General features: G+C 71.5%; 28 protein-coding genes and 1 pseudogene. 17 read left to right on the forward strand and 12 right to left on the reverse strand.

Features of this window, described 5'->3' with window-relative positions; translation table 11 throughout:
* Nucleotide 1: 1 nt before the first annotated feature.
* Both CRP55_RS46690 and CRP55_RS46695 read right to left on the reverse strand, forming a co-directional pair.
* Entirely contained in the window at nt 2-3,595 is a 3,594-nt protein-coding gene (locus tag CRP55_RS46690; protein WP_097328546.1) for a nitrate reductase subunit alpha, read from the reverse strand.
* Nucleotides 3,588-4,793, reverse strand: coding sequence for an MFS transporter (locus CRP55_RS46695; protein ID WP_097328547.1), 1,206 nt, complete (start codon nt 4,791-4,793; stop codon nt 3,588-3,590). Before CRP55_RS46695 ends, CRP55_RS46690 begins: the two co-directional genes overlap by 8 nt.
* 102 nt (nt 4,794-4,895) lie before the next feature.
* Between CRP55_RS46695 and CRP55_RS46700 the strand changes: the two genes are divergently transcribed.
* Nucleotides 4,896-5,438, forward strand: a complete 543-nt coding sequence (locus CRP55_RS46700) for a helix-turn-helix transcriptional regulator (protein WP_097328548.1) — start codon at nt 4,896-4,898, stop codon at nt 5,436-5,438.
* 11 nt (nt 5,439-5,449) lie between these two features.
* Nucleotides 5,450-6,256 carry a copper homeostasis protein CutC gene (locus tag CRP55_RS46705; protein ID WP_218855045.1) on the forward strand — a complete coding sequence of 269 codons (807 nt, stop codon included), beginning with the start codon at nt 5,450-5,452 and terminating at the stop codon, nt 6,254-6,256.
* Here the strand turns inward: CRP55_RS46705 and CRP55_RS46710 are convergent.
* Complete coding sequence (locus CRP55_RS46710) at nt 6,215-6,595, reverse strand: nuclear transport factor 2 family protein (protein WP_179855652.1); 381 nt, start codon at nt 6,593-6,595, stop codon at nt 6,215-6,217. The two genes, CRP55_RS46705 and CRP55_RS46710, sit on opposite strands and share 42 nt — an antisense overlap.
* 38 nt (nt 6,596-6,633) lie before the next feature.
* On the opposite strand from CRP55_RS46710, the gene CRP55_RS46715 reads away from it, so the two are divergent.
* Nucleotides 6,634-7,227 carry a TetR/AcrR family transcriptional regulator gene (locus tag CRP55_RS46715; RefSeq protein ID WP_179855653.1) on the forward strand — a complete coding sequence of 198 codons (594 nt, stop codon included), beginning with the start codon at nt 6,634-6,636 and terminating at the stop codon, nt 7,225-7,227.
* Nucleotides 7,228-7,237: 10 nt separating this feature from the next.
* Here CRP55_RS46715 and CRP55_RS46720 read toward each other — a convergent pair whose 3' ends face one another.
* A complete protein-coding gene (locus tag CRP55_RS46720) occupies nt 7,238-8,320 on the reverse strand; it encodes an epoxide hydrolase family protein (RefSeq protein WP_097328551.1) in 1,083 nt (360 codons plus the stop codon).
* A 42-nt stretch (nt 8,321-8,362) separates the two neighbouring features.
* On the opposite strand from CRP55_RS46720, the gene CRP55_RS46725 reads away from it, so the two are divergent.
* Nucleotides 8,363-9,295 (forward strand): helix-turn-helix transcriptional regulator, encoded by a 933-nt coding sequence (locus CRP55_RS46725; RefSeq protein WP_097328552.1) that lies wholly within the window; start codon nt 8,363-8,365, stop codon nt 9,293-9,295.
* On the opposite strand, the gene CRP55_RS46730 is transcribed toward CRP55_RS46725, so the two are convergent.
* From CRP55_RS46730 to CRP55_RS46740, 4 genes and pseudogenes are all read right to left on the reverse strand, one after another.
* Nucleotides 9,249-9,722: a GNAT family N-acetyltransferase gene (locus tag CRP55_RS46730; RefSeq protein WP_179855654.1), complete on the reverse strand. Its 474-nt coding sequence runs from the start codon at nt 9,720-9,722 to the stop codon at nt 9,249-9,251. The genes CRP55_RS46725 and CRP55_RS46730 overlap by 47 nt on opposite strands.
* 10 nt (nt 9,723-9,732) lie before the next feature.
* On the reverse strand, nt 9,733-10,116 hold the full coding sequence (locus CRP55_RS55940; RefSeq protein WP_281260861.1) for an SDR family oxidoreductase: 384 nt from the start codon (nt 10,114-10,116) through the stop codon (nt 9,733-9,735).
* Nucleotides 10,001-10,447, reverse strand: a pseudogene (locus CRP55_RS55945) (SDR family oxidoreductase); the annotation flags it as partial. The pseudogene CRP55_RS55945 and the gene CRP55_RS55940, both read right to left, overlap by 116 nt.
* Nucleotides 10,448-10,572: 125 nt before the next feature.
* Nucleotides 10,573-11,160: a hypothetical protein gene (locus CRP55_RS46740; RefSeq protein ID WP_097328554.1), complete on the reverse strand. Its 588-nt coding sequence runs from the start codon at nt 11,158-11,160 to the stop codon at nt 10,573-10,575.
* A 111-nt stretch (nt 11,161-11,271) separates the two neighbouring features.
* Here CRP55_RS46740 and CRP55_RS46745 point away from each other — a divergent pair, with 111 nt between their 5' ends.
* A complete protein-coding gene (locus CRP55_RS46745) occupies nt 11,272-11,691 on the forward strand; it encodes an RrF2 family transcriptional regulator (RefSeq protein WP_097328555.1) in 420 nt (139 codons plus the stop codon).
* 15 nt (nt 11,692-11,706) lie between these two features.
* The gene (locus tag CRP55_RS46750) at nt 11,707-12,903 is read left to right on the forward strand and encodes a globin domain-containing protein (protein WP_097328556.1); all 1,197 of its coding nucleotides are present in this window, start codon (nt 11,707-11,709) and stop codon (nt 12,901-12,903) included.
* Nucleotides 12,904-13,065: 162 nt separating this feature from the next.
* Here CRP55_RS46750 and CRP55_RS46755 read toward each other — a convergent pair whose 3' ends face one another.
* Nucleotides 13,066-13,458, reverse strand: coding sequence for a helix-turn-helix domain-containing protein (locus tag CRP55_RS46755; RefSeq protein ID WP_498368177.1), 393 nt, complete (start codon nt 13,456-13,458; stop codon nt 13,066-13,068).
* On the opposite strand from CRP55_RS46755, the gene CRP55_RS56655 reads away from it, so the two are divergent.
* The 3 genes from CRP55_RS56655 (at nt 13,430) to CRP55_RS46765 (ending at nt 15,668) form a co-directional block, all read left to right on the forward strand.
* Nucleotides 13,430-13,546 carry a hypothetical protein gene (locus tag CRP55_RS56655; protein ID WP_498368178.1) on the forward strand — a complete coding sequence of 39 codons (117 nt, stop codon included), beginning with the start codon at nt 13,430-13,432 and terminating at the stop codon, nt 13,544-13,546. The two genes, CRP55_RS46755 and CRP55_RS56655, sit on opposite strands and share 29 nt — an antisense overlap.
* A 68-nt stretch (nt 13,547-13,614) precedes the next feature.
* On the forward strand, nt 13,615-14,781 hold the full coding sequence (locus CRP55_RS46760) for an RtcB family protein (protein ID WP_097328557.1): 1,167 nt from the start codon (nt 13,615-13,617) through the stop codon (nt 14,779-14,781).
* Between the two features lie 293 nt (nt 14,782-15,074).
* Nucleotides 15,075-15,668: a dienelactone hydrolase family protein gene (locus CRP55_RS46765; protein WP_245923811.1), complete on the forward strand. Its 594-nt coding sequence runs from the start codon at nt 15,075-15,077 to the stop codon at nt 15,666-15,668.
* Between the two features lie 35 nt (nt 15,669-15,703).
* On the opposite strand, the gene CRP55_RS46770 is transcribed toward CRP55_RS46765, so the two are convergent.
* Nucleotides 15,704-16,303, reverse strand: a complete 600-nt coding sequence (locus tag CRP55_RS46770; protein WP_097328558.1) for a nucleotidyltransferase family protein — start codon at nt 16,301-16,303, stop codon at nt 15,704-15,706.
* A gap of 19 nt (nt 16,304-16,322) precedes the next feature.
* Here CRP55_RS46770 and CRP55_RS46775 point away from each other — a divergent pair, with 19 nt between their 5' ends.
* Both CRP55_RS46775 and CRP55_RS46780 read left to right on the forward strand, forming a co-directional pair.
* The gene (locus tag CRP55_RS46775) at nt 16,323-16,832 is read left to right on the forward strand and encodes a pyridoxamine 5'-phosphate oxidase family protein (protein WP_097328559.1); all 510 of its coding nucleotides are present in this window, start codon (nt 16,323-16,325) and stop codon (nt 16,830-16,832) included.
* A 51-nt stretch (nt 16,833-16,883) separates the two neighbouring features.
* Complete coding sequence (locus CRP55_RS46780; RefSeq protein ID WP_097328560.1) at nt 16,884-17,261, forward strand: nuclear transport factor 2 family protein; 378 nt, start codon at nt 16,884-16,886, stop codon at nt 17,259-17,261.
* A gap of 10 nt (nt 17,262-17,271) precedes the next feature.
* On the opposite strand, the gene CRP55_RS46785 is transcribed toward CRP55_RS46780, so the two are convergent.
* On the reverse strand, nt 17,272-18,006 hold the full coding sequence (locus CRP55_RS46785) for a class I SAM-dependent methyltransferase (RefSeq protein WP_097328561.1): 735 nt from the start codon (nt 18,004-18,006) through the stop codon (nt 17,272-17,274).
* A gap of 64 nt (nt 18,007-18,070) precedes the next feature.
* On the opposite strand from CRP55_RS46785, the gene CRP55_RS46790 reads away from it, so the two are divergent.
* From CRP55_RS46790 to CRP55_RS54205, 5 genes are all read left to right on the forward strand, one after another.
* The gene (locus CRP55_RS46790; RefSeq protein WP_179855655.1) at nt 18,071-20,326 is read left to right on the forward strand and encodes an ATP-binding protein; all 2,256 of its coding nucleotides are present in this window, start codon (nt 18,071-18,073) and stop codon (nt 20,324-20,326) included.
* Nucleotides 20,327-20,440: 114 nt separating this feature from the next.
* On the forward strand, nt 20,441-21,583 hold the full coding sequence (locus CRP55_RS46795) for an SGNH/GDSL hydrolase family protein (protein WP_097328563.1): 1,143 nt from the start codon (nt 20,441-20,443) through the stop codon (nt 21,581-21,583).
* A gap of 53 nt (nt 21,584-21,636) precedes the next feature.
* Nucleotides 21,637-22,494, forward strand: coding sequence for an alpha/beta fold hydrolase (locus tag CRP55_RS46800; protein ID WP_097328564.1), 858 nt, complete (start codon nt 21,637-21,639; stop codon nt 22,492-22,494).
* A gap of 152 nt (nt 22,495-22,646) precedes the next feature.
* Nucleotides 22,647-22,832 carry a hypothetical protein gene (locus CRP55_RS56410; protein WP_369076915.1) on the forward strand — a complete coding sequence of 62 codons (186 nt, stop codon included), beginning with the start codon at nt 22,647-22,649 and terminating at the stop codon, nt 22,830-22,832.
* The gene (locus tag CRP55_RS54205; RefSeq protein ID WP_218855056.1) at nt 22,823-23,011 is read left to right on the forward strand and encodes a hypothetical protein; all 189 of its coding nucleotides are present in this window, start codon (nt 22,823-22,825) and stop codon (nt 23,009-23,011) included. Before CRP55_RS56410 ends, CRP55_RS54205 begins: the two co-directional genes overlap by 10 nt.
* Here the strand turns inward: CRP55_RS54205 and CRP55_RS46810 are convergent.
* Nucleotides 23,004-23,498, reverse strand: coding sequence for a MarR family winged helix-turn-helix transcriptional regulator (locus tag CRP55_RS46810; RefSeq protein ID WP_097328565.1), 495 nt, complete (start codon nt 23,496-23,498; stop codon nt 23,004-23,006). The genes CRP55_RS54205 and CRP55_RS46810 overlap by 8 nt on opposite strands.
* A gap of 138 nt (nt 23,499-23,636) precedes the next feature.
* Here CRP55_RS46810 and CRP55_RS46815 point away from each other — a divergent pair, with 138 nt between their 5' ends.
* Nucleotides 23,637-24,284 carry an FMN-dependent NADH-azoreductase gene (locus tag CRP55_RS46815; RefSeq protein WP_097328566.1) on the forward strand — a complete coding sequence of 216 codons (648 nt, stop codon included), beginning with the start codon at nt 23,637-23,639 and terminating at the stop codon, nt 24,282-24,284.
* The last annotated feature ends 7 nt before the right edge of the window (nt 24,285-24,291 follow it).

Consider the following 24,291-nt stretch of genomic DNA (forward strand, 5'->3'; position numbering starts at 1 on the left):
CTCAGTACTCCACTTCCTGGGACCGGCGGCGGATGACGGTCACCTCGTCGCGCTGGTTGCCGGTGGGGCCGAGGTAGTTGAACGCGAACGACAGCTGGGCGTAGCCGCCGATCAGGTGCGACGGCTTGATGAGCAGCCGGGTCAGTGAGTTGTGGATGCCGCCGCGGCGCCCGTTCGTCTCGGTGCGCGGCACGTCGATGAGCCGGTCCTGCGCGTGGTGCATGTAGACGGTGCCCTCGGGCATGCGGTGCGAGACGATCGCGCGGGCCACCACGACGCCGTTGCGGTTGACCGCCTCGATCCAGTCGTTGTCCCGCACGCCGATCTTCGCCGCGTCCTGGGCCGACATCCAGATGTTCTGGCCGCCGCGCGAGAGCGACAGCATGAACAGGTTGTCCTGATATTCGGAGTGGATGGACCACTTGTTGTGCGGGGTCAGATAGCGGACGGCGATGCCGAGCTCGCCCTTCTCCCCCACCTGGGGCTCGCCGAACAGGGCGTGCATGTTCAGCGGCGGCCGATAGGTCGGCATCCACTCGCCCAGCTCGGCCATCCAGTCGTGGTCGAGGTAGAAGCTCTGCCGGCCGGTCAGCGTGTGCCACGGTTTGAGCCGCTCGACGTTGATGACGAACGGCGAGTAGCGCCGGCCGCCCGCCTCCGAGCCCGACCACTCGGGCGAGGTGATGACCGGCGTCGGCCGCGACTGCGTGTCGGCGAAGGTGATCTGCTTGCCCTCGTGCTCGGCCGCCAGGTCGGCCAGCTCGACGCCGGTGCGGCGTTCCAGCGTGTGGAAGCCCTGGGTGGCCAGGCGGCCGTTGGTGGTGCCGGAGAGGGCGAGGATCGCCTCGCAGGCCTGCACGTCCCGGGCGATCGACGGCCGGCCGTTGGGGGCCGTGCCGTTCTTGTGCCGCAGATAGTCCAGCTCCGGGCCGACCTCGAAGGTGACGCCCTTGGTGGTCGCGCCGAGCGTGTCCAGCAGCGGCCCGAGCGAGGACATCTTGTCGAAGACCGCCGCGTAGTCGCGCTCGACCGCCACCAGCTTCGGCATCGTCTTGCCGGGGATCGGCTCGCAATCCCCGTTCTTCCAATCGAGGACGCGGCCGTACGGGTTGGCCATCTCGTCCGGGGTGTCGTGCAGCAGGGGCGCGGCCACCACGTCGGTCCGCGTGCCGAGGTGCTTCGCGGCCATGGCGCTGAACGCCTGGGCGATCGTCATGAAGGCGTCCCAGTCGGTGCGGGTCTGCCAGGGCGGGGCGATCGCCGGGTTGAACGAGTGCACGAACGGGTGCATGTCGGTGGTGTTGAGGTCGTGCTTCTCGTACCAGGTGGCGGCGGGCAGCACGATGTCGGAGTAGACGGTGGTCGAGGTCATCCGGAAGTCGAGCGTCAGCAGCAGATCGAGCTTGCCGGTGGGCGCTTCGTCACGCCACATCGGCGCTTGCTTCGCTCGTACGGCGTGGTCCGTACCCAGCAGATGCTTCAGGAAGTACTCGTTGCCCTTCGCCGACGACCCGAGCAGGTTGGCCCGCCAGATGGTCAGCACCCGCGGGAAGTTGGCGGGGTCGTCCGGCTCCTCGCACGCGAAACGGATCTTTCCCGATTTGAGTTCGCTCACGACGTGATCCGCGATCGGCTGACCGGCCGCCGCCGCTTCGTCGGCCAGGTCGAGCGGGTTGCGGTTGAAGTGCGGAACGGACGGCATCCAGCCCATGCGGGCGGACGCGGCGATGAGGTCGGCCGTCGACTTCTCCGCGAAACCCTCGGCCACCGAGAGCGTCGCCGCCGAGAAGGGGTCGTAGCGGTACTGGTCGGTGTGCAGGTACCAGTAGGCGGTCTGGATCATCTGCCGCCCGGGCCGCGTCCAGTCGGATGCCGTGCCCAGCACCGAATAGCCGGTGACCGGCCGCACCTTCTCCTGACCCACGTAGTGAGCCCAGCCGCCGCCGTTCACCCCCTGGCATCCGGTCAGCGTGGTCAGCGTGAGGAACGACCGGTAGATCGTGTCCGAGTGGAACCAGTGGTTCGCCCCCGCCCCCATGATGATCATCGAGCGCCCGCGGGACTCCTCGGCGTTGGCCGCGAACTCCCGCGCGATCCGCGCCGCGGCCGGCCCCGGCACGCCCGTGATGGTCTCCTGCCAGGCCGGCGTGTAAGGCGAATCGGCGTCGTCATATCCGCTGGGCCACTGCCCCGGCAGTCCCGGCCGCTTCACCCCGTACTGGGCCAGCAGCAGGTCGAAAACGGTCGTCACCTGACGCCCGGCCACCTCGCGCACCGGCACCCCGCGCCGGATCGTCCCGGCCGACCCGTCCGGCGTGTCGAAGCGCGGCAGCTCCACCTCGGCCGTGGCCTCACCGGCCGCGCTCAGCAGCGGCGAGATGCCGTCCAGGGCCAGGTTCCACTTCCCGGCGCCCGTGTCCCCGTACCGGAACCCGAGCGACCCGTTCGGCACCACCGGCGTGCCGTCCGCGTCGAGCACCACGGTCTTGAAGGCGGCGTTCTCCACCTCCTGCCCGAGGTCGGCCGCCGTGAGCATCTTGCCCGGGCGTCCATTGTCGAGGGTCACCAGGAACGGCAGATCGGTGTACCGGCGTACGTAATCGAGGAAGTAGCCGGTCTGCCGGTCGACGAAGAACTCCTTGAGCACGACGTGGCCCATCGCCATGGCCAGCGCGCCGTCCGTGCCCGGGGCCGGTGCGAGCCACTCGTCGGCGAACTTCACGTTGTCGGCGTAGTCGGGCGCCACCGCGATGACCTTCTGCCCGCGGTAGCGGGCCTCGGCCATCCAGTGCGCGTCCGGCGTGCGGGTGACCGGCAGGTTGGAACCCCACATGATGAGGTAGCCGGCGTCCCACCAGTCGCCCGACTCGGGAACGTCGGTCTGGTCGCCGAACATCTGCGGCGAGGCCACCGGCAGGTCGGCGTACCAGTCGTAGAACGACAACATGGCCCCGCCGAGCAGGTTGTAGAAGCGGGCGCCGGCCGCGTGCGACACCATCGACATGGCCGGGATCGGCGAGAACCCGGCCAGCCGGTCCGGCCCGTACGTCTTGATGGTGTGCACGTGGGCCGCGGCGATCATCTCGGTCGCCTCGTCCCAGGTGGCGCGCACGAGCCCGCCCTTACCCCGCACCGATTTGTAGGCGCGCGCCTTGGCCGGGTCGCCGGTGATCTCGGCCCACGCGGCCACCGGGTCGCCGAGCCGCTGCCGCGCCTCGCGGTACATCTCGAGCAGGACCCCGCGGACGTACGGATATCGCACGCGCGTGGGCGAGTACGTGTACCAGGAGAACGCGGCCCCGCGCGGGCACCCGCGCGGCTCGTACTCCGGGCTGTCCGGCCCGACGCTCGGATAGTCGGTCTGCTGGGCCTCCCACGTGATGATGCCGTCGCGGACGTACACCTTCCACGAGCACGAACCCGTGCAGTTGACGCCGTGCGTGGAGCGCACCACCTTGTCGTGCGACCAGCGGTCGCGGTAGAACGTGTCGGCCTGCCTGCCGCCGATCTGGAAGAGGGCGCGATGGTCGGCCGACACCTCCCCACGGGTGAAGAAGCGGCGCGTGCCGACCAGGGCGTCGTCCAGTTCAGGCATTGCTGACCCTTCCCTCGGTGCGGGTTGTCTTGGCTATCGCGGTCACGGTCAGCGTCATCGCGGCCAGGGCCACCAGGGCCAGCAGGGCCAGGCCGATCGCGTACGACTCGTACGCCTCGTACAGCCCGCCCATGACCAGCGGCGGCAGGAAGCCGCCGAGCCCGCCGGCCGCGCCGACCACGCCGGTCACCGAGCCGACCTGGTTGGCCGGGGCCATCACCGCGACGAGCGCGAAGGTGGCCCCGCTGCCCGCGCCGAGGGCGGCTGCCATGGCCAGGAAGGCGATGGTGCCCAGCGGCATCAGCGGCGGGGTGAAGGCCTGCGTGAAGGCGCCGAGCACGACCACCGCGAGCGCGGCGGCGAGCACGCGCACGCCGCCGAAGCGGTCCGAGAGCCAGCCGCCGGTGGGGCGCATGACGACGGCCAGCAGCACGAAACCGGCCATCCGGTTGGCCGCGTCGGCCTGGGTCAGCCCGTACGCCGTCTTCAGATAGGCCGGCAGGTAGACCGAGAACGCGACGTAGCCGCCGAACGCGACCGCGTAGACCGCCGACGCCTGCCACGTCACCCGCAGCCGCAACGTCGCCGCCAGGCGCTGGGCGAAGGGCGCGGTGGGGATCGGCCGGTCCGGGGCGTCCCTCAGGACCGTGAAGGACACGAAGGCGTACACGACCAGCACGGCCGCCGTGACCAGGAACGGGGTCCTCATGCTGCCCGCGTCGACCAGCCGGACCGTGGTGAGGGCGCTGACCGCCGTGCCGCCCATGCCGGCCCCGAAGACACCCACGGCCAGGCCGCGCCGCTCGGGCGGGAACCACGCGTTGACGAAGGGCACGCCCACCGCGAAGACCGAGCCGCCGATGCCGAGGAAGAAGCCGCCGAGCAGCAGCCCGGCCAGGGAGGTGGTGCCGGACAGCCCGAGATAGAGCACCGGCACCACGGTCGCCAGCGAGATGATGGGGAACATGACCCGCCCGCCGAACTTGTCGGTGAGCGCGCCCACGGGGATGCGCCCCAGCGATCCGACCACCACCGGCACGGCCACCACCAGGGCCTGCTGGGTCGAGGAGAGCTCCAGGGCGGCCTGGAACCGCGGGGCCAGCGGGCTCAGCAGCGCCCACGCCCAGGAGTTGACGACGAAGCCGAGGGTCGCGACCGCCAGCAGCAGTCCGCGAGCCGGGGTGCGGGACGCCTGCATGCCTCATATCAGAACAGCCGCGCCGTTCGTACAACCCCCGAAATTAGGGACCAAAGTCCTCTAAGTTTTGCCCTCTCAGCATCGGGGAATACGGTCAGGCTCATGGAGTCTCCGGTCCTCCGCACGGTCGAGGAAACGCCCCAGGGCCTGACAGCGGCGCAGGTCACCGCCCGCGTCGGGCTGCCACTGTCCACCGTGCGCAGTCAGCTCGACGCCCTCGTCGCCGAGGGTGTGCTGGTGAAGGCCCGGGCCAGTGGCGGCCTCCCGCACCGGCCGGCCTGGCGATACCGGGCGCTCACCCCGGCGCGGGCCAACCTGTACTCGGTGCTGTTGCGGGCTCTGCTCGAACAGGTCGCCGGCGACCGGGCCGCCACCGTCGGCGCCGGGCGCCGGTGGGGCCGGGCCATGGCCGCCCGGGGCGGGCTGCTGCCGGTGCTCGACATGCTCGGCTTCTCCCCCGAACCGCGCTCCGGCGACCGGATCGACCTGCACACCTGCCCGTACCTGGACCTGGTCCACCGCTACCCCGACGGCATGTGCGGCCTGCACGCCGGAATCATCCAGGGCGTGCTCGGCGACGAGGACGGTGTCGTCCTGGAACCGTTCGCCGCACCCGGCGCGTGCGTGGTCCATCTCCCCTCATGAAATAATCAGGTTTGTTTCCCATTTCTCGTCCCGAGGAGCCCGCCCTGAGCCCCGTCGCCTTCGAGCTCGCCGTCCAGGACACCCACGGCCTCGAGGTGGCGGCCCGTCTCGGGGCCGACCGCATCGAGCTCTGCTCCGCGCTCGCCCTCGGCGGCGTGACCCCGTCGCTGGCCCTCGTCGAGGCCGCCGCGGCCACGCCCGGCATCCCACCGGTCCACGTGCTGGTCCGCCCGCGCACCGGCGGCTTCGCCTACGAGCCCGCCGAGACGGCGACGATCCTCCAGGACGTACGCCACGTCCTGCGCGCGGGCGCGTCGGGCGTGGTCATCGGCGGCATCCGCGACGCCACCGTCGACACCGACCTGGTCAAACGCGTCCTCGACGCCGCCGGCGACGCCCCCGTGACGTTCCACCGGGCCATCGACACCCTCCCCGACCGGGTCACGGCCGTCGAGACCCTGGCCGCCCTGGGCGTACGGCGCGTCCTGACGTCCGCGGGAGCGACCTCGGTCGCCGACGCTCTGCCGGCCCTGACCGCCCTCGTCGCCGCGGCGGCCGGCCGCATCGAGATCATGGCCGGCGGCGGCGTCACCGTGGACCTGGTCCCGGCCCTGCTCCGCACCGGCGTCCACGCCGTGCACGCCTCGGCCAAGCGCCTGATCCCCGACGGCCTCACCGTGGGCCTGGGCACCTCGTCCCCCGCCGGCCCCGGCGGCCGCGAGACCACCGACGAGGTCACGGCCGCCGCGATCCTCGCCGCGATCCGATCGGCCGGCTCAGCCGGGGATTCCGCGGGTGGCCTGGGTGACGCGCCGTAGCCGGCCGTCGGCGGCCAGCTCCCCGAACATGTAGATCTCCGTGGTGATGGTGCCGCCCCGGCGCATCTCCGCGATGAGCCGGTACCGGGCGGCGACCTGATCACCGTCCACCAGCGCCTGCTCCACCTCGACCCGCAGACCGGTGGCCCGCCTGCGGGCCGGGCGGACGTGATCGAGCAGCCGCTGCCGGTCCAGCCGCACGCCGTCGTTGACCAGTTCATAGTCGGGCGTGTGATAGCGGTCCAGCACGGTCGCCGGATCTTCGTCGCCGAGCCCCGCCTCCTGGGGATAGCGGGTCAGATAGGCGCTCAAGTCACTGCGAGGCGTTATCTCTGACACGCTGTCAACGTTAAGGACCTGCCGGTAGATTGCGCAAGGTGTCAGAGACAGCGGGTGGCCGGCGCCGGGTCCGTTCGGACGGCCGGCGCAGCGCCGCGGCCGTGCTCGACGCCGCCGTGCGGGTGCTCGGCCGGCATCCCGGCGCGAAGGTGGAACGGATCGCCGCCGAAGCCGGCGTCACCCGCCAGACCGTGTACGCCCACTACCCGTCCCGGCCGATGTTGGTCACCGCGGTCGTCGACCGCATCACCGCCGAAGCCGTCGCCGCCCTCGACGCCGCGGAAAGTGACGGCGGCACCGTCACCGAACAGCTGCGGCGCTGGCTGGACGTCACCTGGCAACTCTTCGACCGCTACCCCCTGCTCCGGCACCCCTCGGCGGCCGCCGCCGGCCCGGCGGACAGCGACCGCCAGCACGCTCCCGTCGCCGAACGACTGGAGCGGATGATCCGGCGTGGCCAGGTCTCCGGCGAGTTCGACGGCAGCCTCAGCCCGGCGTGGCTGGTCTCCGCCACGATCGCGCTCGGTCATGCGGCCGGCGAGGAGGTCTCCGCCGGTCGCATGACCTCCAGCCAGACGGCGACAGTGCTGTACCGCAGCATCCTCCGCCTCTACGGCGCCCGCGAACCGTGACCGGCCGTCCTCAGCTCAAGGGCCCGAAGAACGCCCGCAGGTCCTCGGCCAGGTCGGCCGGGGCCTCCAATGCCGGGAAGTGGCGGGCGTGGGCGAACTCGGTCCAGCGGGTGCCCGGCGGGGTGGGTATCAGCTTGCGGACCGTCTCGTCGGCGCCGAAGACGGCGAAGGCCTGCGGCACCGTGGGCGGGCTGCCCCAGTCGGCCGAATGGGCCTGCTCGTAAAGGGTGTGGGCGGCGGTCACGCCGGAGGCGGTGTGCCAGTAGAGGGAGACGTTCGTCAGCAGGCGGTCGCGGTCGACCGGGCGCTCGGTCCACTCGGCGAACTTCTCGGCGATCCAGGCCAGTTGCAGCACCGGTGAGTCCGTCAGGCCGTACCCGATGGTCTGCGGTCTGGTGTTCTGAATCGCGAGATAGCCGGAGTCCTCGTGGGTGAAGGCGTCCATCCGCTGGCGGATCAGCTTGTCGAGCGGATCGTCCGGGTCGAGCCGGTCGGCCATGCCGGGAATGAAGGTGGCGGTCGCGGCCGCGGTGACCGGGTCCGTGCAGACGTGCACGCCGATGACGTGGTCGCCGTCGATGCCGGCGACGGCGCCCGAGACCCCGGCGCCGACGTCGCCGCCGTGCACCCCGTACCGGTCGTACCCCAAACGCTCCATCAAGGTCTTCCAGGCCCGGGCCATCCGGGCCATGGTCCAGCCGGGCCCGGCCAGCGGCGCCGAGAAGGTGTAGCCCGGCAGCGAGGGCACCACCAGGTGGAAGTCGGGCAGCAGCGTGATCAGCTCCTCGAACTCGGCGAACGAGCTCGGGAAACCGTGCGTGAGCATCAGGGCCTTGGCGTTGCGCGTGGATGAGCGAACGTGCGCGAAGTGCACACGCTGGCCGTCGATCTCGGTCACGGCCTGCGGAAGCTTGTTGAGCCGGCGCTCGGCGGCCCGCCAGTCGAAGCCGGACCGCCAGTAGCCGGCCAGCTCGCGCACCTCGGCGAGCTCGATGCCGCGCCCCCAGCCGTCGCCCGGCCATCGCGTGCGGTCCAGGCGCGCGTGCAGGTCATCGACATCAGTTTGTGCAATCTCGATCCGGAAGGTGTCCATGAGCCGACGCTAGAGACAATCGCGGAAGGCTAGGTTCCTGAAATGGACACCGCCGCCCGGCTGCTGCGCCTGCTGTCGCTGTTGCAGGCGCGCCGCGACTGGACCGGGCCCTCGCTCGCCGAGCGGCTCGGCGTCACCACGCGCACGATCCGCCACGACATCGGACGGCTGCGCTCCCTCGGCTACCCGGTCGACGCCCGCCCCGGCGTCGCCGGCGGCTACCGGCTGGGCACCGGCCCGGCCCTGCCGCCCCTGCTGCTCGACAGCGACGAGGCGGTCGCCGTCGCGGTCAACCTGCGCGGCGCCGCCCTGCCCAAGCTCGAACAGCTCCTGCCGCCGCACCTGCGCCACCGGGTCCGGGCCGTGCAGTCGGCCACGGTGCTCCTGCCGTCACCCGGCCCGCCGGTCGACCCGGAGGTGCTCACCCACATCGCGTACGCCTGCGAGGCCCACGAACGCCTCCGCTTCGACTACCGCGACCACGCCGGCACGGTCAGCCGCCGCGACGCCGAACCGTACCGCCTGGTCCACGACCAGCGCCGCTGGTACCTGCTGGCCTGGGACCCGTCCCGCGACGACTGGCGCACCTTCCGGGCCGACCGCATGACCCTGCACATCCCGAACGGCCCGCGCTTCACCCCACGCCCGGTGCCACCGTCGCCGGACGTGGCCCGCGGCCTGCGGGAGGCCACCTGGCGCTACCGGGCCCGGGTCATCGTCCACGCGCCGGCCGCCCACGTCCGGGCCCGCCTGCCGATCGCCACCGAGATCGAACCGCTGGCCGACGATCGCTGCGCCTTCACCCCAGGCTCCGACAGTCCCGAGATGCTGGCCCTGTGGCTGGGCTTCCTGGGCGCCGACTTCGAGGTCGTCGACGCCCCAGAGCTCCTTGCGGCCGTACGCGACCTGGCCGCCCGCTACGCAGCAGTCACCGCGGCCGCCGATACGCGACGGTCGGCCACCACTCCCCCTTGACCTGCCGCCGCCGATCCCGCTCCGGCTCCCGCACGAACCCGGCCCGCTCGGCCACCGTCCGCGAGCCGAGGTTGTCCGCGTGCGCCCACAGCCGAAGCTCACGGGCTCCCAGCCGCTCCACGAAAAGCCGAAGGGCCCGCGTCGCCACCCCACGCCCCCGGGCCGGCGCCGCCACCCAGTAGGAGACCTCCCCGTCACCGTCGACGGCGATGTTGCCCAGGCGCTCCCCACTGACGGCGTCGGCGATCAGAAACCCGCTCGGCCCGGCTTCGACGGCCGCCCGCACCGCGTCCGCGCTCACCACCGGCGGCTCCGAGGTGAACCGCTGAATCAGCTCGTCCCCGCTGACCGCCGCCGCATACCACTCGGCGTCATCGACACTCCACGGCCGCAGCGCCACGACCCCATCGTCATCCCACGTTTCCACCGTGCCAGTCTCAGTGGGCGGTGTAGCCGCCGTCGACCGGCAGGACGGCACCGATCACGAAGCTCGCGCCGGGACTGCACAGCCACAGCACCGCGGCGGCGACCTCCTCAGCCCGCCCGAGCCGGCCGATCGGCTGCTGGCTCAGGATGGCGGCCATGGCCTCGGCCTGCCCTTCGAGCATGCCGGCGACCATCGGGGTCTCGATCACGCCGGGACAGACAGCGTCGACCCGGATGCCCTCGGCGCGTACTCGACCGCGGCGCTCTTCGTCAGGCCGATCACCCCGGCTTGGACGCGTGGTACGCGGCGCGCTCGGGCAGGCCGACCAGCCCGCCCAGCGAGGAACAGTTGACGATCGCGCCGAAGCCTTGCCGGCGCATCTGCCGCAGCTCATGCTTCTGGACGGCCCACACGCCACGCAGGTTGACGGCGTTGACGCGGTCGAAATCCTCAGCGCTCTCATCGGCCGCATCCGACGGCGGGGCCTGAACACCAGCATTGTTGAACGCCATATCCAAGCGGCCGTAGGCGTCCACGGCGCTCCTGACCATGGAAGCGGCCTGTTCCTCGTCGGCAACATCGCACACCACACCGACAGCGTGGTGACCGGCATCGGTGAGCGCCTTCGCCGCCTTCTCAACGGCGTCCCGGTCAACGTCGGCCAGCACGACAGCGGCGCCGGCCTGAGCGAACGCCCGAGCGGCCGCAAGTCCCATGCCAGAGGCAGCCCCGGTGACAGGGCAACCTGACCCTCAAAGTTGTACTGCGGATCCACGACGTGCTGTCCCTCCTCCAGGCGGGCCGCTCCTCGCCGCCTGCCGGGAGTAAGCGTCGTACCTCCGAAGGGTCTTTAACCGACCGGCAGACAGTCGCCGGCCTTCGTGGCGTCGCGGCCGATCTGCTGGAAGGTCTTGCCCGTGTGCTGGAAGCGATACGTCAGCTTCAGGTCGGGGCATCCGGAGGGGCTGAGGTCGGTTCGCCCGTACGCCTTGACGGTGATGACGCCCTCGGCGACGGCCACCTCGGTGACCCAAGGGAGGTCCTTGTTGCCCTTCAGCAGCGTGCCGATCCGCTTGGGGTGCGCGGGGCCGGCCTCACCGTCGAAGACCTCGATGGTGGAGGGCCAGTAGGCGGTCGACGCCTCGCAGCCGCGGGTGACGATGTGGTCTTCCGCGCCGTCCTGGGTGACGTCGTCCGACTGGACCTCGCGAATGACGACCTTCTGTCCTTCGTAGGGGCAGGGCTCGACCGCCTCGCTCCACTTAGGGCGCGGCTTTGTGGTGGGCGTCGCGCTTTTCGTGGGGGCCGCGCTCGAGGTGGGCGCGGCCGCTCCCAGGCCGCCGCTCGCCGGCGTACCGGAAACGGTTGGAGCGGAAGCCGGACCACCGCAGCCCGCGGCGAGGGAAAGGACCGCGGCGACTATCAGGACTCGTCTCATGGCGCTGACGCTATGTGCCTGCCCGGCAACGCGAATCCCGGAAAACTGCCATCCGAGTGACCATCCCCATAAACAAGACTCCAAGAGTCTTCTTTATGGCACGCTTCTCTCGTGCGCCTCAACCGGTCGACGGACATCAGCCTCCGGATCCTCATGCTCGGCGCGGTCGGTGACGATCTGCTCACCATCGACCACCTCGCCGAGTCGCTGAACGTTCCCCGCCACCACCTCGCCAAGGTGGTGCAGAAGCTTCAGCACATGGGCCTTCTCGAGACGGTCCGCGGCCGCAACGGCGGCGTGCGCCTCGCCGCCACCGCCCGCGACGCCTCGATCGGCGCCGTGGTGCGGGAGCTGGAGGGCGCCACCGAGGTCGTCGACTGCGAGGGCGAGACCGTCTGCCCGCTGAGCCGGGGCTGCCGCCTGCGCGGCGCGCTCCGCAAGGCGCAGGAGGCCTTCTACGCGGCCCTCGACCCGCTCACCGTCGGTGATCTCACCTCGCCACCGACGTACCAGATCCTGGTCAACCTGTAACAACGGAGGAACCACGTGCTCTCACAGAAAAGCGCGCCGATCGTCGCAGCGACCCTGCCGGTCGTCGGCGCGCACATCGACCAGATCTCCGGTGTCTTCTACGACACGATGCTGGGCGAGAACCCCGAACTGCTCAACCTGTTCAGCCGCAGTGCACAGGCCACTGGTGAGCAGAAATCCGCCCTGGCCGGCGCCGTCGCCCTCTTCGCCACCCATCTCATCGGCGAGGCCCCGCTGCCGGAGCACGTGGTCGACCGGATCGCCCAGCGCCACTGCGCCCTCGGCATCCGCCCCGAGCAGTACGCGATGGTCGGCAAATACCTTCTGGGCGCCGTCGGCACGGTTCTCGGCGACGCCGTCACTCCCGAAATCGCCGCCGCGTGGGACGAGGTCTACTGGCTGTTCGCCGTCCGCCTCATCGGCATCGAGTCGCGGCTTTACGCCTCCGCCGGCGTCGACGGCGAGCAGCCCTGGCGCACCTATGCCGTCGCCAACAAGGTGACCGAGGCCGACGACACCGTCTCGCTGCTGCTGACTCCGGCCGACGGCCGGCCGGTCCCGCACTACCGCCCCGGCCAGTACGTCACGATCGTCGCCACCCTGCCCGACGGCAGCCGCCAGCTGCGCCAGTACTCGCTCTCGCAGGCCCCGAACGGCGGCACGCTGCGCATCACGGTCCGCCGCGTGCGGGGCGCCGCCGGCAGCCCCGACGGCGTCGTCTCCGGCTGGATCCACGACGTGGTCCGCCCCGGCGACCAGCTGACGGTCTCGCAGGCGTACGGCGACCTGACCCTCCCCGACGAGGGCGACCACCCGCTCCTGCTGATCAGCGCCGGCGTCGGCATCACCCCGATGGCCGCCATCCTCGACGAGGTCGCCCGCACCCAGCCCGGCCGCACGGTCACGGTCGTGCACGCCGACCGCAGCCCGTCGCGCCACCCGCTGCGGGCCGAGGTCGAGACCACGTCCGCCCGCCTGCGCTCCTTCGAAAACCTGGCCTGGTACGAGCAGCCGACGCCGGGCGCCTTCACCGGCCGCATCGACCCCGACGCCATCCCCTTGCACCCCGGCACCGAGGTCTACCTCTGCGGCCCGGTCCCGTTCATGCAGGCCGTCCGCTCCGCCCTTCACCGCCGCGGCCTCCCCGAGGACCGCATCCGCTACGAGGTCTTCGGCTCGGAGCAATGGCGGACCGCTCCGGTTCCGGCTTGAACCCTTTGGAGATACGGGATTCACCCGAGGCCGACTGATTTGGGGAACGGCTACGTCGTGGTCCGGGCCGTTCCCCGCTTCCGGGCTGTCCTGCAACGAACGCCCGCCTCCGGCGGGCTCAGGTCCGAACGCGCATCCGCTCCCCCTGGCGTCCCAAAATGCTCAGCAACTCCACCGGGCGCCCACCCGCGCATCCAGCTCGGTCTGCTCGGCCGGCACGATCACCTTCCAAGCCTGCAACGATCCCGCGTGCGGGGTGAGCGGCAGGACGGTGCGCCCGTTCGCCCGGCGCGGCACCAGCCGTACCCGCGGATCGCCGACCGGCGGCGCACCGACCAGGCTTTCCAGAGGCACCTGGTGGGCCTGTGCGAGCGGCAGCAGCAGGTCGAGGGTGGGCCGCCGCTGCCCGCTTTCGAGCCGGGAGAGCGTGCTCTTCGAAATGCCGGTCATCCCGGCGAGCGCGGCCAGTGTGAGGCCGTGACGGTGACGCACACGCCGCAGGCGGGCGCCGACTTCGGGCCCTCTCCTGCGCGACGCCCCGATCGTGCTCCGCACGCTGGTCCTGGCCTCGATCGCCGTCCCGATCGTCATCTACGGGCTGATGCCGCCGTTGCAGCGCCTCCGGCGGGCCGTCCTTAAATAGCGCGCGCCCGGCGATCTTGACGGGCTAGCGTGACCGGCAACGGACATCCCGGAAAGGGGAGAGCAGTCATGCAGCGGGTCAACGACCGTCTGATCAATTGGGCGAGCCTCATCGAGGCCGGCACCTTGGCCCAGGCGGAAACCGCTTCGACACTGCCCTTCATCTTCCCGCACATCGCCCTCATGCCCGACGCCCACCTCGGCAAGGGCGCGACGGTCGGCTCGGTCATCCCGACCCTCGGCGCGATCATCCCGGCCGCCGTGGGCGTCGACATCGGCTGCGGCATGGCCGCCGTCCGCACCCAGTACCACCGCGAGGATCTGCAGCCGAACCTGGCCGATCTGCGCACGGCGATCGAGCGCGCGGTGCCGCTGTCGGCCGGCGTCTACAACACCGCGATCACCGAGACCGCGGCCCGCCGCATCGAGACGCTGACCGCCAAGGCGGAGAAGGCCGGGTTCGAGCCGGGGCAGTACGCGGGGAACTGGCATCTGCAGCTGGGCACGCTCGGCAGCGGCAACCACTTCATCGAGGTGACCGCCGACGAGACGGGCGCGGTGTGGCTGTTCCTGCACTCGGGGTCGCGCGGCGTCGGCAACAAGATCGCCACGCATCACATCAAGGTGGCGCAGGAGCTGATGAAGCGCTACTGGATCAGCGTGCCCGATCCCGACCTGGCGTACCTGGCCGAGGGCACCGACGAGTTCTGGCGCTACATCCGCGAGCTGCGCTGGGCTCAGGACTTCGCCCTGTCCAACCGCGACGAGATGATGGACCGGGTGGTGGCCTGCTTCGCCGAGTTCACCGGCGGCCCGGTCGAGGAGCTCGAGCGGGTCCAGTGCCACCACAACTACACCGAGCAGGAGACCCACTTCGGCAAGAAGGTGTGGCTTTCCCGCAAGGGCGCCATCAACGCCGAGCAGGGCCGTCCCGGCCTGATTCCCGGCTCGATGGGCGACGCGTCGTACGTGGTCGTGGGCAAGGGCAACCGCCTGGCCCTGAACTCGTCCCCGCACGGCGCCGGCCGCAACTACTCGCGCTCGAAGGCTCGCAAGACCTTCACTCGCGAGCAGCTGCGCGAGGCCATGAAGGGCATCGAGTACCGCGACACCGACGCCTTCCTCGACGAGATCCCGCAGGCCTACAAGCCCATCGACGTGGTCATGAACGACGCCGGCGACCTGGTGGAGATCCGCCACACGCTGCGCCAGATCGTCAACGTCAAGGGCGACTGACGAAATCAGCTGTACGGCCCGGGGCACCGGGTCGTACAGTGCCGTCAGCCGTGACATCGCGCAAGGAGGTGAGCCCCGTGACCATCGCATCGAGCCGGGTGCTCCCACGCCGCGTCACGGACGGGAGCGCCTGAGCCACCGGCACTTCCCGAAAGGCACCACCATGCGCTTCACCTCGGACACGTCCACCGACGGCATCCGCGAACGCGACTTCACCGTGGGCGGCGTTCCCGGCGTCCTCTGGTCCCCGGCCGGCATCGACGGCCCCACCCCGCTGGTCCTGATGGGCCACGGTGGCGGCACCCACAAGAAGGCCCCCGCCATGTCCGGCCGCGCCCGCCTCCTGGTCGAGGGCGCCGCCTGCTCGGTGGCCGTCCTCGACGCCCCCCGGCCACGGCGACCGCCCCCGCACCCCGCACGACGAACGCGAGATAGCCGACCTGTTCCGCGCCCGCGCCGCCGGCGAGCCCGAAGGCCCGATCGTCGTCCGCTACAACCTGCACCTGGCCGCCCAGGCCGTCGGAGAATGGCAGGCCGCCCTGGACGCCCTCGGATTCGACACTGTCGGCTATTTCGGCCTCAACATGGGCACCGCCATCGGCATCCCCCTGATCGCCCGCGACCCTCGCATCAAGGCCGCCGTTCTCGGCCAGTTCTGGCCCGCCCCCACCCTGCTGGAGGCCGCCCGCCAGATCACCGTGCCGCTCGAGTTCGCCCTCCAATGGGACGACGAGCACATCCCCCGCGCCGAGGGCCTGGCCTTGTTCGACGCCTTCGCCTCCACCGAGAAGACGCTGCACGCCAACGCCGGCACCCACAAGCAACTCCCCCGCTTCGAGGCCGACAGCGCGGTCCGCTTCTTCGCCCGCCACTTCAAAACCGCATGAGGTACGCCGCCCGCCGATCCTCGGCGGGCGGCGGCTCAAGCAACGGTGCCGGCGGGGCCCTCGAAGGGTACGACGGTCACGCCCGGCCAGCGGACATGTGGCTGATGCCGTTCGAGGCGGGCGCGGGAGCGCTCGAGGCTGACACGGCGCGGGTTCCGGCGCCAGACGCCGGCGAGGAGGTCGTCCAGGCCGAACGGGGCGCACACTTCGATCTCGCCGTCCGCGCGCAGGCGCACCACCACGGCGGTCGCGGTCTCCGGCCAGGTGCCGACGGCGTCCTCGATGGACGTGAACGGCTCGACCGGGTCACCGCCGAACTTGGCGGCGTACCAGGTGTGCACGGCGGCCTGGTTCTTCGCCTCCCACGGGATGCCGGGCAGCCGGCGGCCCAGCCGTTCGGTCACGCGGTCGTCGTTGGCGCGGCTCAGGTCACGCGGATCGAAGAAGGCCACGTCCACATCCCGTACGTCCGCCGGGGTGAAGCCGGCGCCGAAACGCTCACCCCACACCAGATCGCGCAGGACCCCGGCGCCGGCCCACGCGTCGGGCACCGCCTCGTCACGCACCGCCGCGAGCACCCGCATCATCCACGCGTCGGCCCGGATCAGCCCCGCCAGTGTCTCCCCCGCCGTCATGGGACCAGAATGCACGACCATGGTGACGACCAACCCTTGGCTGGCCGGGCCCAGCCCCACCCGGCGACTGGACCGCGAGCGGCTCGAGGAGCGCATCCTCAACCTGTTGTCGTCGCAGAACATGTGCGTGCTGGCCACCGTGGGCCCGGATGGACCGCTGGCCACCCCGGTGCGCTACTTCCACCTGGACTTCGCGATCGTCTTCACGGCGGCCGGCACGTCGCCGAAAATGCGGAACATCCGGGCCGATCCGCGCCTGTCGATCGGGGTCTTCGCCCCGCTCGTCGGCCAGGCGAGCAGCCGCGGCGCCCAGCTCTTCGGGACCGCCCGCATCCTCGAGCCGGGCGACGGCGACTTCGACCGGTACTGGCCGGTGGTGCGCTGGCAGTCCGACCACGTGGAGCGCTCACGCCCGCTCGACGAGCCACCAACCGGCACGATCGGCGTGCTGGAGGCCGACCGCATCGTCTACACCGAGCATTGGCTCCGCCGCGAGGGCTACGCCCCCCGGCAGTTCTGGTCCCGGTAACGGAGTTTTTTGGACTTGCAGGTCCAGTTTCGGCGAGCAAACGTCATCCCTATGACTACTGACAACAACACTCTCGCCCGGGATTTCGTCGCGGCTTTCAACACCAAGGACGCGAGCAAAGTGGGCGCGTTCCTGCACCCGGACGTGGTCTTCCAGAACTACGGGGAGCCCGAGGTCAAGGGCCGCGATGCCGTCGTACGCATCTGGCAGGGGGTTTTCCGGAGTTTCGCGCGGGTGCGGTTCGAGACTGTCAACCAGGCCGTCAACGGAGACGTCGTGCTGGCCGAGCAGGTGCACGGGCTGGCGCTGCCGGGCGGCAAGCTGGCGCCCATCATGAACCTGGCCGTCTACGAGATCCGGGACGGGAAGATCGCGGCGTGGCGTGACTACGGCAACCCGCAGTACGCGATGAAGCTGCTCCAAGCGTGAGGAGCGCGCCTCAGAGCGGGTCGAGGCGCAGCGAGCACAGGTAGCGGCGGGGCGCCCGATCGTTCAGGCGGGTGCGGATCCGGTCGGCGACGGCGTTCAGGAGGGGTTCGCGGACGGCCGGATCGAGCTCGCGGTACAGGGACTGGGTGCGCAGCAGGTCGGCGAAACCCCGGCCGTCGAACCACTGGACCACCGGGTACCACCGGCGGGGCTCGGCGAGCACCTGCTCCTCCAGCGGCGGGTGCCCCCAGGCCGGGTTGCCGGGGCTGAAACGCTCGTGCAGGTCGGCGGTCGCCGCGTACACCTCCGGATCGCCCGGGCGGCGGACGACCGTGAAGTCGAGCAGGGCGAGGTGACCGGCGAGGTCCGCCGCCCGCCGCCGGCCGATCTCCGGGTCGATCCAGTGCCACGACGACGCGGCCACCAGGACGTCGAAGCGGCGGCCACGGTCGGGCCACTGCTCGAAGGCCGCCGTCTCCACCGTGACGTTCGGGAACGCGGCGAGCCGCTGCCGGGCCAGCTCGGCCAGCGCCGGTCCCGGCTCGACGGCCGTCACCGACCAGCCCCGCGCCGCCATCGAGCGGGTCGCCTGGCCGGTGCCGCAGCCGACCTCCAGCACCGGCGCGCCCGCCCGCAGCCCGGTCAGCGCGGCCAGGTCGGTGAAGAGCTCGTCGGGATAGCCGGGCCGGACCCGGTCGTAGAGCTCCGGCACCTCGTCGAACTTGAGCCCCAGTGACTCCGTCATGACCCTCAGGTTACGGGTCCGCGGAGGTGCCGTCCGCGACGTACCGGCGCTACATTCGGCAGCGGTGTTCCAGCTTTCCGCCGCCTTCAACCTGCACAGCGCCAAGGCCTTCGTGGGCCGCGACGGTGAGCTGGCCGTGCTGCGCGCGGCTCTGGCCGCTCCCCCGTCGGCCGTGCTCGTCCTCGGCGAGGGCGGCGTCGGCAAGACCCGCCTGGTGGCCGAGGCCCTGTCCGGCGTGGTCGGCCGGGTCGTCGTGGCCCACTGCGACGACCTGCGCGAACCGCTGCCGCTCGGCCCGATCCTGGACGGCCTGCGCCAGTGGTCGCCGGCGCTGCCGCCCGGTCTCGACCCGGCCGTCGCCGTCTTCGCGCCCTACCTGCCGGCGCTGGCCGCGCTCACGCCACCGCCCCCGCTCGACGACCCGCAGGCCGAGCGGGCCCGGCTGCTGCGGGCGATGGCGGGGCTGCTGGGCGCGCTGGCCCCGGTCGTGGTCGCGCTCGAGGACCTGCACATGGCCGACCCGGCCACCGTGGAGTTCGTCACGTGGCTGGCCGCCCATCCGGTCGACGGCCTCACGGTGGTGATGACGACCCGCGAGCCGGTCGCCGTGCCGGCCCGGCTCGTCCGTCTGGCGCCGCTCTCGCCGGCCGAGGTCGGCTCGCTGGCCGGGACGCTGCTGCACCGCGACGTCCTGCCACCGGTCTTCGTGGAACAGCTTTTCGAGCGTACGGCCGGTGTGCCGTTCCTGGTCGAGGAGGTCGTCCGTTCCCTGGTCGAACGCCACGAGATCGACCGCATCGATCAGCGTCCCGGACTGCTGGGCGACGTCCTCGGCGACGTGACCGTGCCGGCCCTGCTGCGCGACGTCCTGCTGTGGCGCATGCGGCCGCTGGACGAGCCCACCCGCGACATCCTCGGGGCCGCCGCCGTCCTGGGCGTGGTGGCCGAGGCCCGCGCTCTCGCCGAGCTGTTGTCGCGGCCCGTCGGCCAGGTGGAGGCGGCGCTGGAGCGGGCCGCCGAGGCGGGCCTGCTGCACCCGGCGGACGAGGAGTTCGGCTCGCCGCGGTTCCGGCACACGCTGGCCCGCCAGGTCGTCTACGAGCTGTTGCCGGCGCTCGAACGGCGGATGCTGCACCTGCGCTGCGCCCGTGTCCTGGAGCGCCAGGTGCCCCGCCCGGTGGCGCAGCTGGCCCACCACTACCGGCTCGCGGGCGACGCGGCCGACCATGTCCGCAACGCGGAGGCCGCGGCCGACCTGGCCACCGCGCGCGGCGACGACGCGACGGCCGCCCGGTTCCTGCTGGCCACCATGGACCACGCGGAGCTGCCCCGCCGCCAGCGGGCCCGGCTGGCCGGTAAGCTGGGGCGCTCGGCCGTGGAGGGTGTCACCCAGGCCGAGGCGATCCCGGTGCTGCGCCGCCTCCTGGCCGACCGGCGCCTGCCACCGGGCGCTCGGGGCGATCTGGGTCTCGCCCTGGGCCGGATGCTGCGCCAGCAGGGCGAGGCGTCGGCCGGCTACGAGGAGATCGAGCGGGCCGTCCCCCACCTCAAGCACCACGGCCGCCGCGCGCGGGCCCTGGCCATCCTGTCGGCGCCGGACACGGTGCTGGACCGGCACGCGGACGACCATCTGCGCTACTGCGAGGCCGCGCTGGACGCGGCGCGGCAGTCGGGTGACCCGTCGGCGCTGCTGTCGGTCGAGATCGCCCAGCTGTCGCTGCGGCTGGAGCTGGACGATCCGGGGGCCTGGCCGGCGGTGCGGACGGCCCTGGCCGACCCGCGCTTCGCCGACCACCCCCGCGACCATCTGCGCGCCTGCCTGAACTGGGCCCAGGGCGCCCTGCACACCGGCCGGCACGACCGCGCGGCCCAGCTCCTGACCATCGCCCGGGGCCTGCCGGCCGCCGCCGAGTACGAGCGGATCCGCCCGGTCGTCGAGCTCACCGAGCAGGCCCTGGACCTGGCCACCGGCCACCTGGACGGCTTGGAGGACAGGCTCCTGCACTTCCTGTCGCGCCCCGACCGCCTGCCGCTGACCATGTTGGACGCGCGCCTGCACCTGGGCCGCCTCCGGGCGCGTCTGGGCCGCGCTGGGGAGGCCGAGTCGGACCTCCGCTCGGTCATCACCGACGCCGAGCGGGTGGGCGCGGCCTGGCCGTTGATCCCGGCCCACACCGCCCTGGCCGCCCTGCTGGGCGATCCCGGTCCGGCCCGCACGGCTCTGGCCCTGTCCGCCCGCAAGGGCCTGCCCGCCTGGGGCCACTCCGCCGCCGCCCTGCTCGATCAACTGGCCCCGCCACCCGAAGCCGAGCCCGCCTGACCTCGGTCCGCAGCATCACTTTGCCTAACACCTTTAGGCAGGTGCATAATTAATTTCGGAAAGCGGGCACGCCTCGACCTGACGCTTCGTCACCGGCCCCCAAGGGAACACACCATGATCACCACCCCGATCACCGCCGCCCTCGTCCGCGGCGCCGCCGAGCTCGAGCCCACGCCCCACGGCCTGCTCCCCCATCGCCTGCCCGCGTGGGCCCGGGCACAGACCCCCGATCCCCAGCTGGCCATGGTCGAGGCACAACCTTCGGGTGTACGCGTCGTCTTCCGCACCCGCGCCACGACGATCGAACTGCTGACCGTCCCCACCAAGCGCGTCTTCAAAGGCCTCCCGCCACGCCCCGAGGGCGTCTACGACCTGCTGGCCGACGGCACCCTGACCACCCAGGCCACCGCGCAGGGCGGCAACGTCCTCACCGTCGACATGGCCACGGGCACCTCCGACTACGAGCCCGGCGCTCCCGTGGCCGTGCCCTTCACCGCCCTGCCCACCGGCGACAAGACCATCGAGATCTGGCTGCCCCACAACGAGACCACCGAGCTGGTGGCCCTGCGCACCGACGCACCGGTCGAGCCCGTCGGCGAGCCCGGCACCCGGCCGGTCTGGGTGCACCACGGCAGCTCGATCAGCCAGGGCTCCAACGCCACCAGCCCCACCTCCATCTGGCCGGTCCGGGCCGCCCTGCGGGCCGGCGCCGACCTGGTCAACCTGGGCTTCGGCGGAAGCGCCCTGCTGGATCCGTTCGTCGCCCGGACGATCCGCGACACCCCGGCCGACCTCATCACCGTCAAGCTCGGCATCAACCTGGTCAACGCCGACCTGATGCGCCGCCGCGCCTTCACCCCCGCCGTGCACGGTTTCCTCGACACCATCCGCGACGGGCACCCCACCACACCGCTGGTCGTCATCTCCGCCCTCTACTGCCCGATCCACGAGGACACCCCCGGCCCCGGCGCCTTCGACCCGGAGGCCCTCAAGTCCGGCGAGGTGAAGTTCATCGCCACCGGCACCCCCGACCCGACCAGGCTGACCCTGCGCGTCATCCGCGAGGACCTGGCCCGCGTCGTCACCGAGCGGAAAGACGAAAACCTGAGCTACATCAACGGCCTTGACCTGTACGGGGTATCCGACGCCGCCGAGCACCCCTTGCCCGACCGCCTCCACCCCGAGACGGCCACCCACCACCTGATCGCCGACCGCTTCGTCGAGCGCGTCTGGAGAAAGTTCCCCGGAGACCGATGAGTCCCCGCGCGGCGGCGGGTCTACTGGGCAGGACTTCGATGAAGGGACACAAAGTGAGCCAGCCCGAGACCCGCACCCTCGCCACCCCCGGCGCGGTGCTGACATATGACGTTCGTCCCGGTGACGGGCCGCTGCTGCTGCTGATCGGCTCGCCGATGCAGGCCGAGGGCTTCGCGACGCTGGCCGGGCATTTCCCGGACCGGACGGTCGTCACGTACGACCCGCGCGGGATCGCGCGCAGCGAGCGCACCGACGGCGTGATCGAGTCGACGCCGGACGAGCACGCGGACGACATCGCGGCCATCATCGAGGAGGTTTCCGATGGTGGGCCGGTGGACGTTTTCGGCAGCAGTGGCGGCGCGGTGAACACCCTCGCGCTCGTTTCGCGTCATCCCACGCTCGTTCGGACACTAATCGCTCACGAACCGCCGTCGCTGAACGTCCTGTCCGACCGGGAGACCGCGACGGCGGCGACCGTGGACATCTACGAGACGTACCAGAAGTCGGGTGCGGGTCCGGCGATGGTGAAGTTCTTCCTGCTCACCGGGGCCAAGGGCGAGATCCCGGCCGGCTTCGGCGACCAGCCGGCCCCGGATCCGGCCCAGTTCGGGCTGCCGGCCGAGGACACCGGCGACCGCACGGACCCGCTGCTGGGCCAGAACCTCATGACGTGCACGCATTACGAGCACGACTTCGAGGCGCTCAAGGCGGCACCGACCCGCATCGTCGTGGCGGTCGGCGCCGAGTCAGTGGGCGAGCTGGCCCACCGCGGCGGCGAGGGCGTCGCGGCCCGCCTCGGCACCGAGGCGGTCACGTTCCCGAGCCACCACGGCGGCTTCCTCGGCGGCGAGTTCGGCATGACCGGCGACCCGGACGGCTTCGCCGCCGCCCTCCGCGAAGCGTTGCGCTAGTCACGCTTTATTGCCATGACTTCGCCGTTGGGGGTGGCGGGAATAGCGCCCGATCATGACCGCCACCTCCCGGGTCGCTCGCTTCCGGGCGAGTCGGGGTGGGCGTGCTCGCGTACACCTTCGGGCTGCGGCACGCCTTCGACACCGACCACATGCAGGACGGGGCCGGGCGTAAGCCCCGGTCGGTGAACTTCTGGTTCTCGCTCGGGCACTCGACGATCGTGTTCGGGCTCGCCTTCCTGCTCTCGTTCGGCGTCAAGGCGCCGGCACATCTATCCGGTCGGCGTGCTGTTCGGGCTCGGCTTCGACACCGCCACCGAGGTCGGGCGTGGCGCTGATCATCGGCACCATCGACGACCAGGCGCACATCACCACCGGCCCGCTGGCCGCGATCGGCTCGATCCCGCTCGACGACGCGGGTTACGGCATCGTCGGCCTCTTCGTCGTGGCCTGGGCGGCCGCCCTCGCGGTCTGGCACTTCGGCCGCATCGAGGAGCGACGGTCGGCGCCTAAATAGGGCGGGGCTCCTCGGTGCAGGCCGGCTCGCCGGCCTGGATGCGGGCGGTGACGTGGCACGCCACCTGGCGCAGGGCCTTGATCTGCTCGTCGGTGAGGCCGTCGATCACGTAGCGCCGGACGGCCTCGACGTGGCCGGGTGCGGCCTTGACCACCAGGTCCCAGCCGTCGTCGGTGAGGATGGCGACCGTGTAGCGGCCGTTGCACGGGTCGGGCTCGCGGCGCAGCAGGCCGCGGGTCTCCAGGCGCTTCACCACGTTCGACAGGCGGGACAGCGAGCTGGCGAGCGTGCGCGCCAGCTCGCTCATGCGCAGTGTGCGGCCCTCGGACATGGACAGGCCGCTCAGCACCATGTAGTCGAAGAGCGTGATGTTGTTGTCGCGCAGGAGCTGGGCGTCGAGCGCGGACGGCAACAGGAACATGAGCTGAGCCAGCGAGATCCACGCCTCGCGCTCCTGATCTTCCAGCCATCGCGGTTCCGCCTGCATGCACAGAAGAGTACGGCGCGCGGGCGACCGGCCCGGAAACGGACGTGATCCATGTCCCATGTTCAAGCTTGAAGTGAACCTGCTACCTTAGGTTCAAGCTTGAAGCGTGATTCCGTAAAGCAAAGCCAAGGAGCTCCCATGACCCTGTTCCGCCTCGACGCCAGCATCCGGATCGACGGCTCGACCAGCCGCGAGATCGCCGACATCGTCGAGCAGGAGTGGCTCGCCTCGCACCCCGGCGACAAGGTCGTCAACCGGCACATCGGCGCCGAGCCGATCCCCGCCACCGCCTGGGGCAACGCGGTCGCCGCCGGCGCCACCGACGAGGCCGCCCGCACGCCCGATCAGCGCGAGGCCGTCGCCCTGGCCAAGACCCTGGCCGACGAGCTGATCAGCGCCGACGCCATCCTGTTCGCCGTCCCGCTGTACAACTACGGCGTCTCGCAGCACTTCAAGACGTACGTCGACCTTCTTCTCACCGCCCCCGACGCGTTCGGCCAGCCCTTCCTCAAGGGCAAGCCGGTCGTGCTCGCCACCGTCCGTGGCGGTGCCTACGGCGCCGGCACTCCGCGTGAGGGCTGGGACCACTCCACTCCGTACCTCAAGCGGGTCATCGCCGACGTCTGGGGCGCCGACCTGACCATCGTCGAGCGCGAGTTCACGCTGGTCGGCTCCAACCCGGCCCTCGACCAGTTCACCGACGCCGCCGCCGCGATGCACGCCGAGGCCCTCGACGCCGCCCGCGAGGCGGGCAAGGCGCTCGGTGCTCTTCCCAACGGCATCTGAGTTCGGG

Origin of the sequence: Paractinoplanes atraurantiacus (assembly GCF_900215205.1) — a bacterium.
In the GTDB taxonomy this organism is placed as follows: domain Bacteria; phylum Actinomycetota; class Actinomycetes; order Mycobacteriales; family Micromonosporaceae; genus Actinoplanes; species Actinoplanes atraurantiacus.

Bases quoted from the DNA above. Each gene is read 5' to 3' on its own strand.
- CRP55_RS46690 (WP_097328546.1), bottom strand. From the start codon at position 3,595: ATGCCTGAACTGGACGACGCCCTGGTCGGCACGCGCCGCTTCTTCACC.
- CRP55_RS46695 (WP_097328547.1), bottom strand. From the start codon at position 4,793: ATGCAGGCGTCCCGCACCCCGGCTCGCGGACTGCTGCTGGCGGTCGCG.
- CRP55_RS46700 (WP_097328548.1), top strand. From the start codon at position 4,896: ATGGAGTCTCCGGTCCTCCGCACGGTCGAGGAAACGCCCCAGGGCCTG.
- CRP55_RS46720 (WP_097328551.1), bottom strand. From the start codon at position 8,320: ATGGACACCTTCCGGATCGAGATTGCACAAACTGATGTCGATGACCTG.
- CRP55_RS46725 (WP_097328552.1), top strand. From the start codon at position 8,363: ATGGACACCGCCGCCCGGCTGCTGCGCCTGCTGTCGCTGTTGCAGGCG.
- CRP55_RS55940 (WP_281260861.1), bottom strand. From the start codon at position 10,116: ATGAGCTGCGGCAGATGCGCCGGCAAGGCTTCGGCGCGATCGTCAACT.
- CRP55_RS46740 (WP_097328554.1), bottom strand. From the start codon at position 11,160: ATGAGACGAGTCCTGATAGTCGCCGCGGTCCTTTCCCTCGCCGCGGGC.
- CRP55_RS46760 (WP_097328557.1), top strand. From the start codon at position 13,615: ATGCAGCGGGTCAACGACCGTCTGATCAATTGGGCGAGCCTCATCGAG.
- CRP55_RS46770 (WP_097328558.1), bottom strand. From the start codon at position 16,303: ATGACGGCGGGGGAGACACTGGCGGGGCTGATCCGGGCCGACGCGTGG.
- CRP55_RS46775 (WP_097328559.1), top strand. From the start codon at position 16,323: ATGGTGACGACCAACCCTTGGCTGGCCGGGCCCAGCCCCACCCGGCGA.
- CRP55_RS46780 (WP_097328560.1), top strand. From the start codon at position 16,884: ATGACTACTGACAACAACACTCTCGCCCGGGATTTCGTCGCGGCTTTC.
- CRP55_RS46785 (WP_097328561.1), bottom strand. From the start codon at position 18,006: ATGACGGAGTCACTGGGGCTCAAGTTCGACGAGGTGCCGGAGCTCTAC.
- CRP55_RS46795 (WP_097328563.1), top strand. From the start codon at position 20,441: ATGATCACCACCCCGATCACCGCCGCCCTCGTCCGCGGCGCCGCCGAG.
- CRP55_RS56410 (WP_369076915.1), top strand. From the start codon at position 22,647: ATGCAGGACGGGGCCGGGCGTAAGCCCCGGTCGGTGAACTTCTGGTTC.
- CRP55_RS46810 (WP_097328565.1), bottom strand. From the start codon at position 23,498: ATGCAGGCGGAACCGCGATGGCTGGAAGATCAGGAGCGCGAGGCGTGG.
- CRP55_RS46815 (WP_097328566.1), top strand. From the start codon at position 23,637: ATGACCCTGTTCCGCCTCGACGCCAGCATCCGGATCGACGGCTCGACC.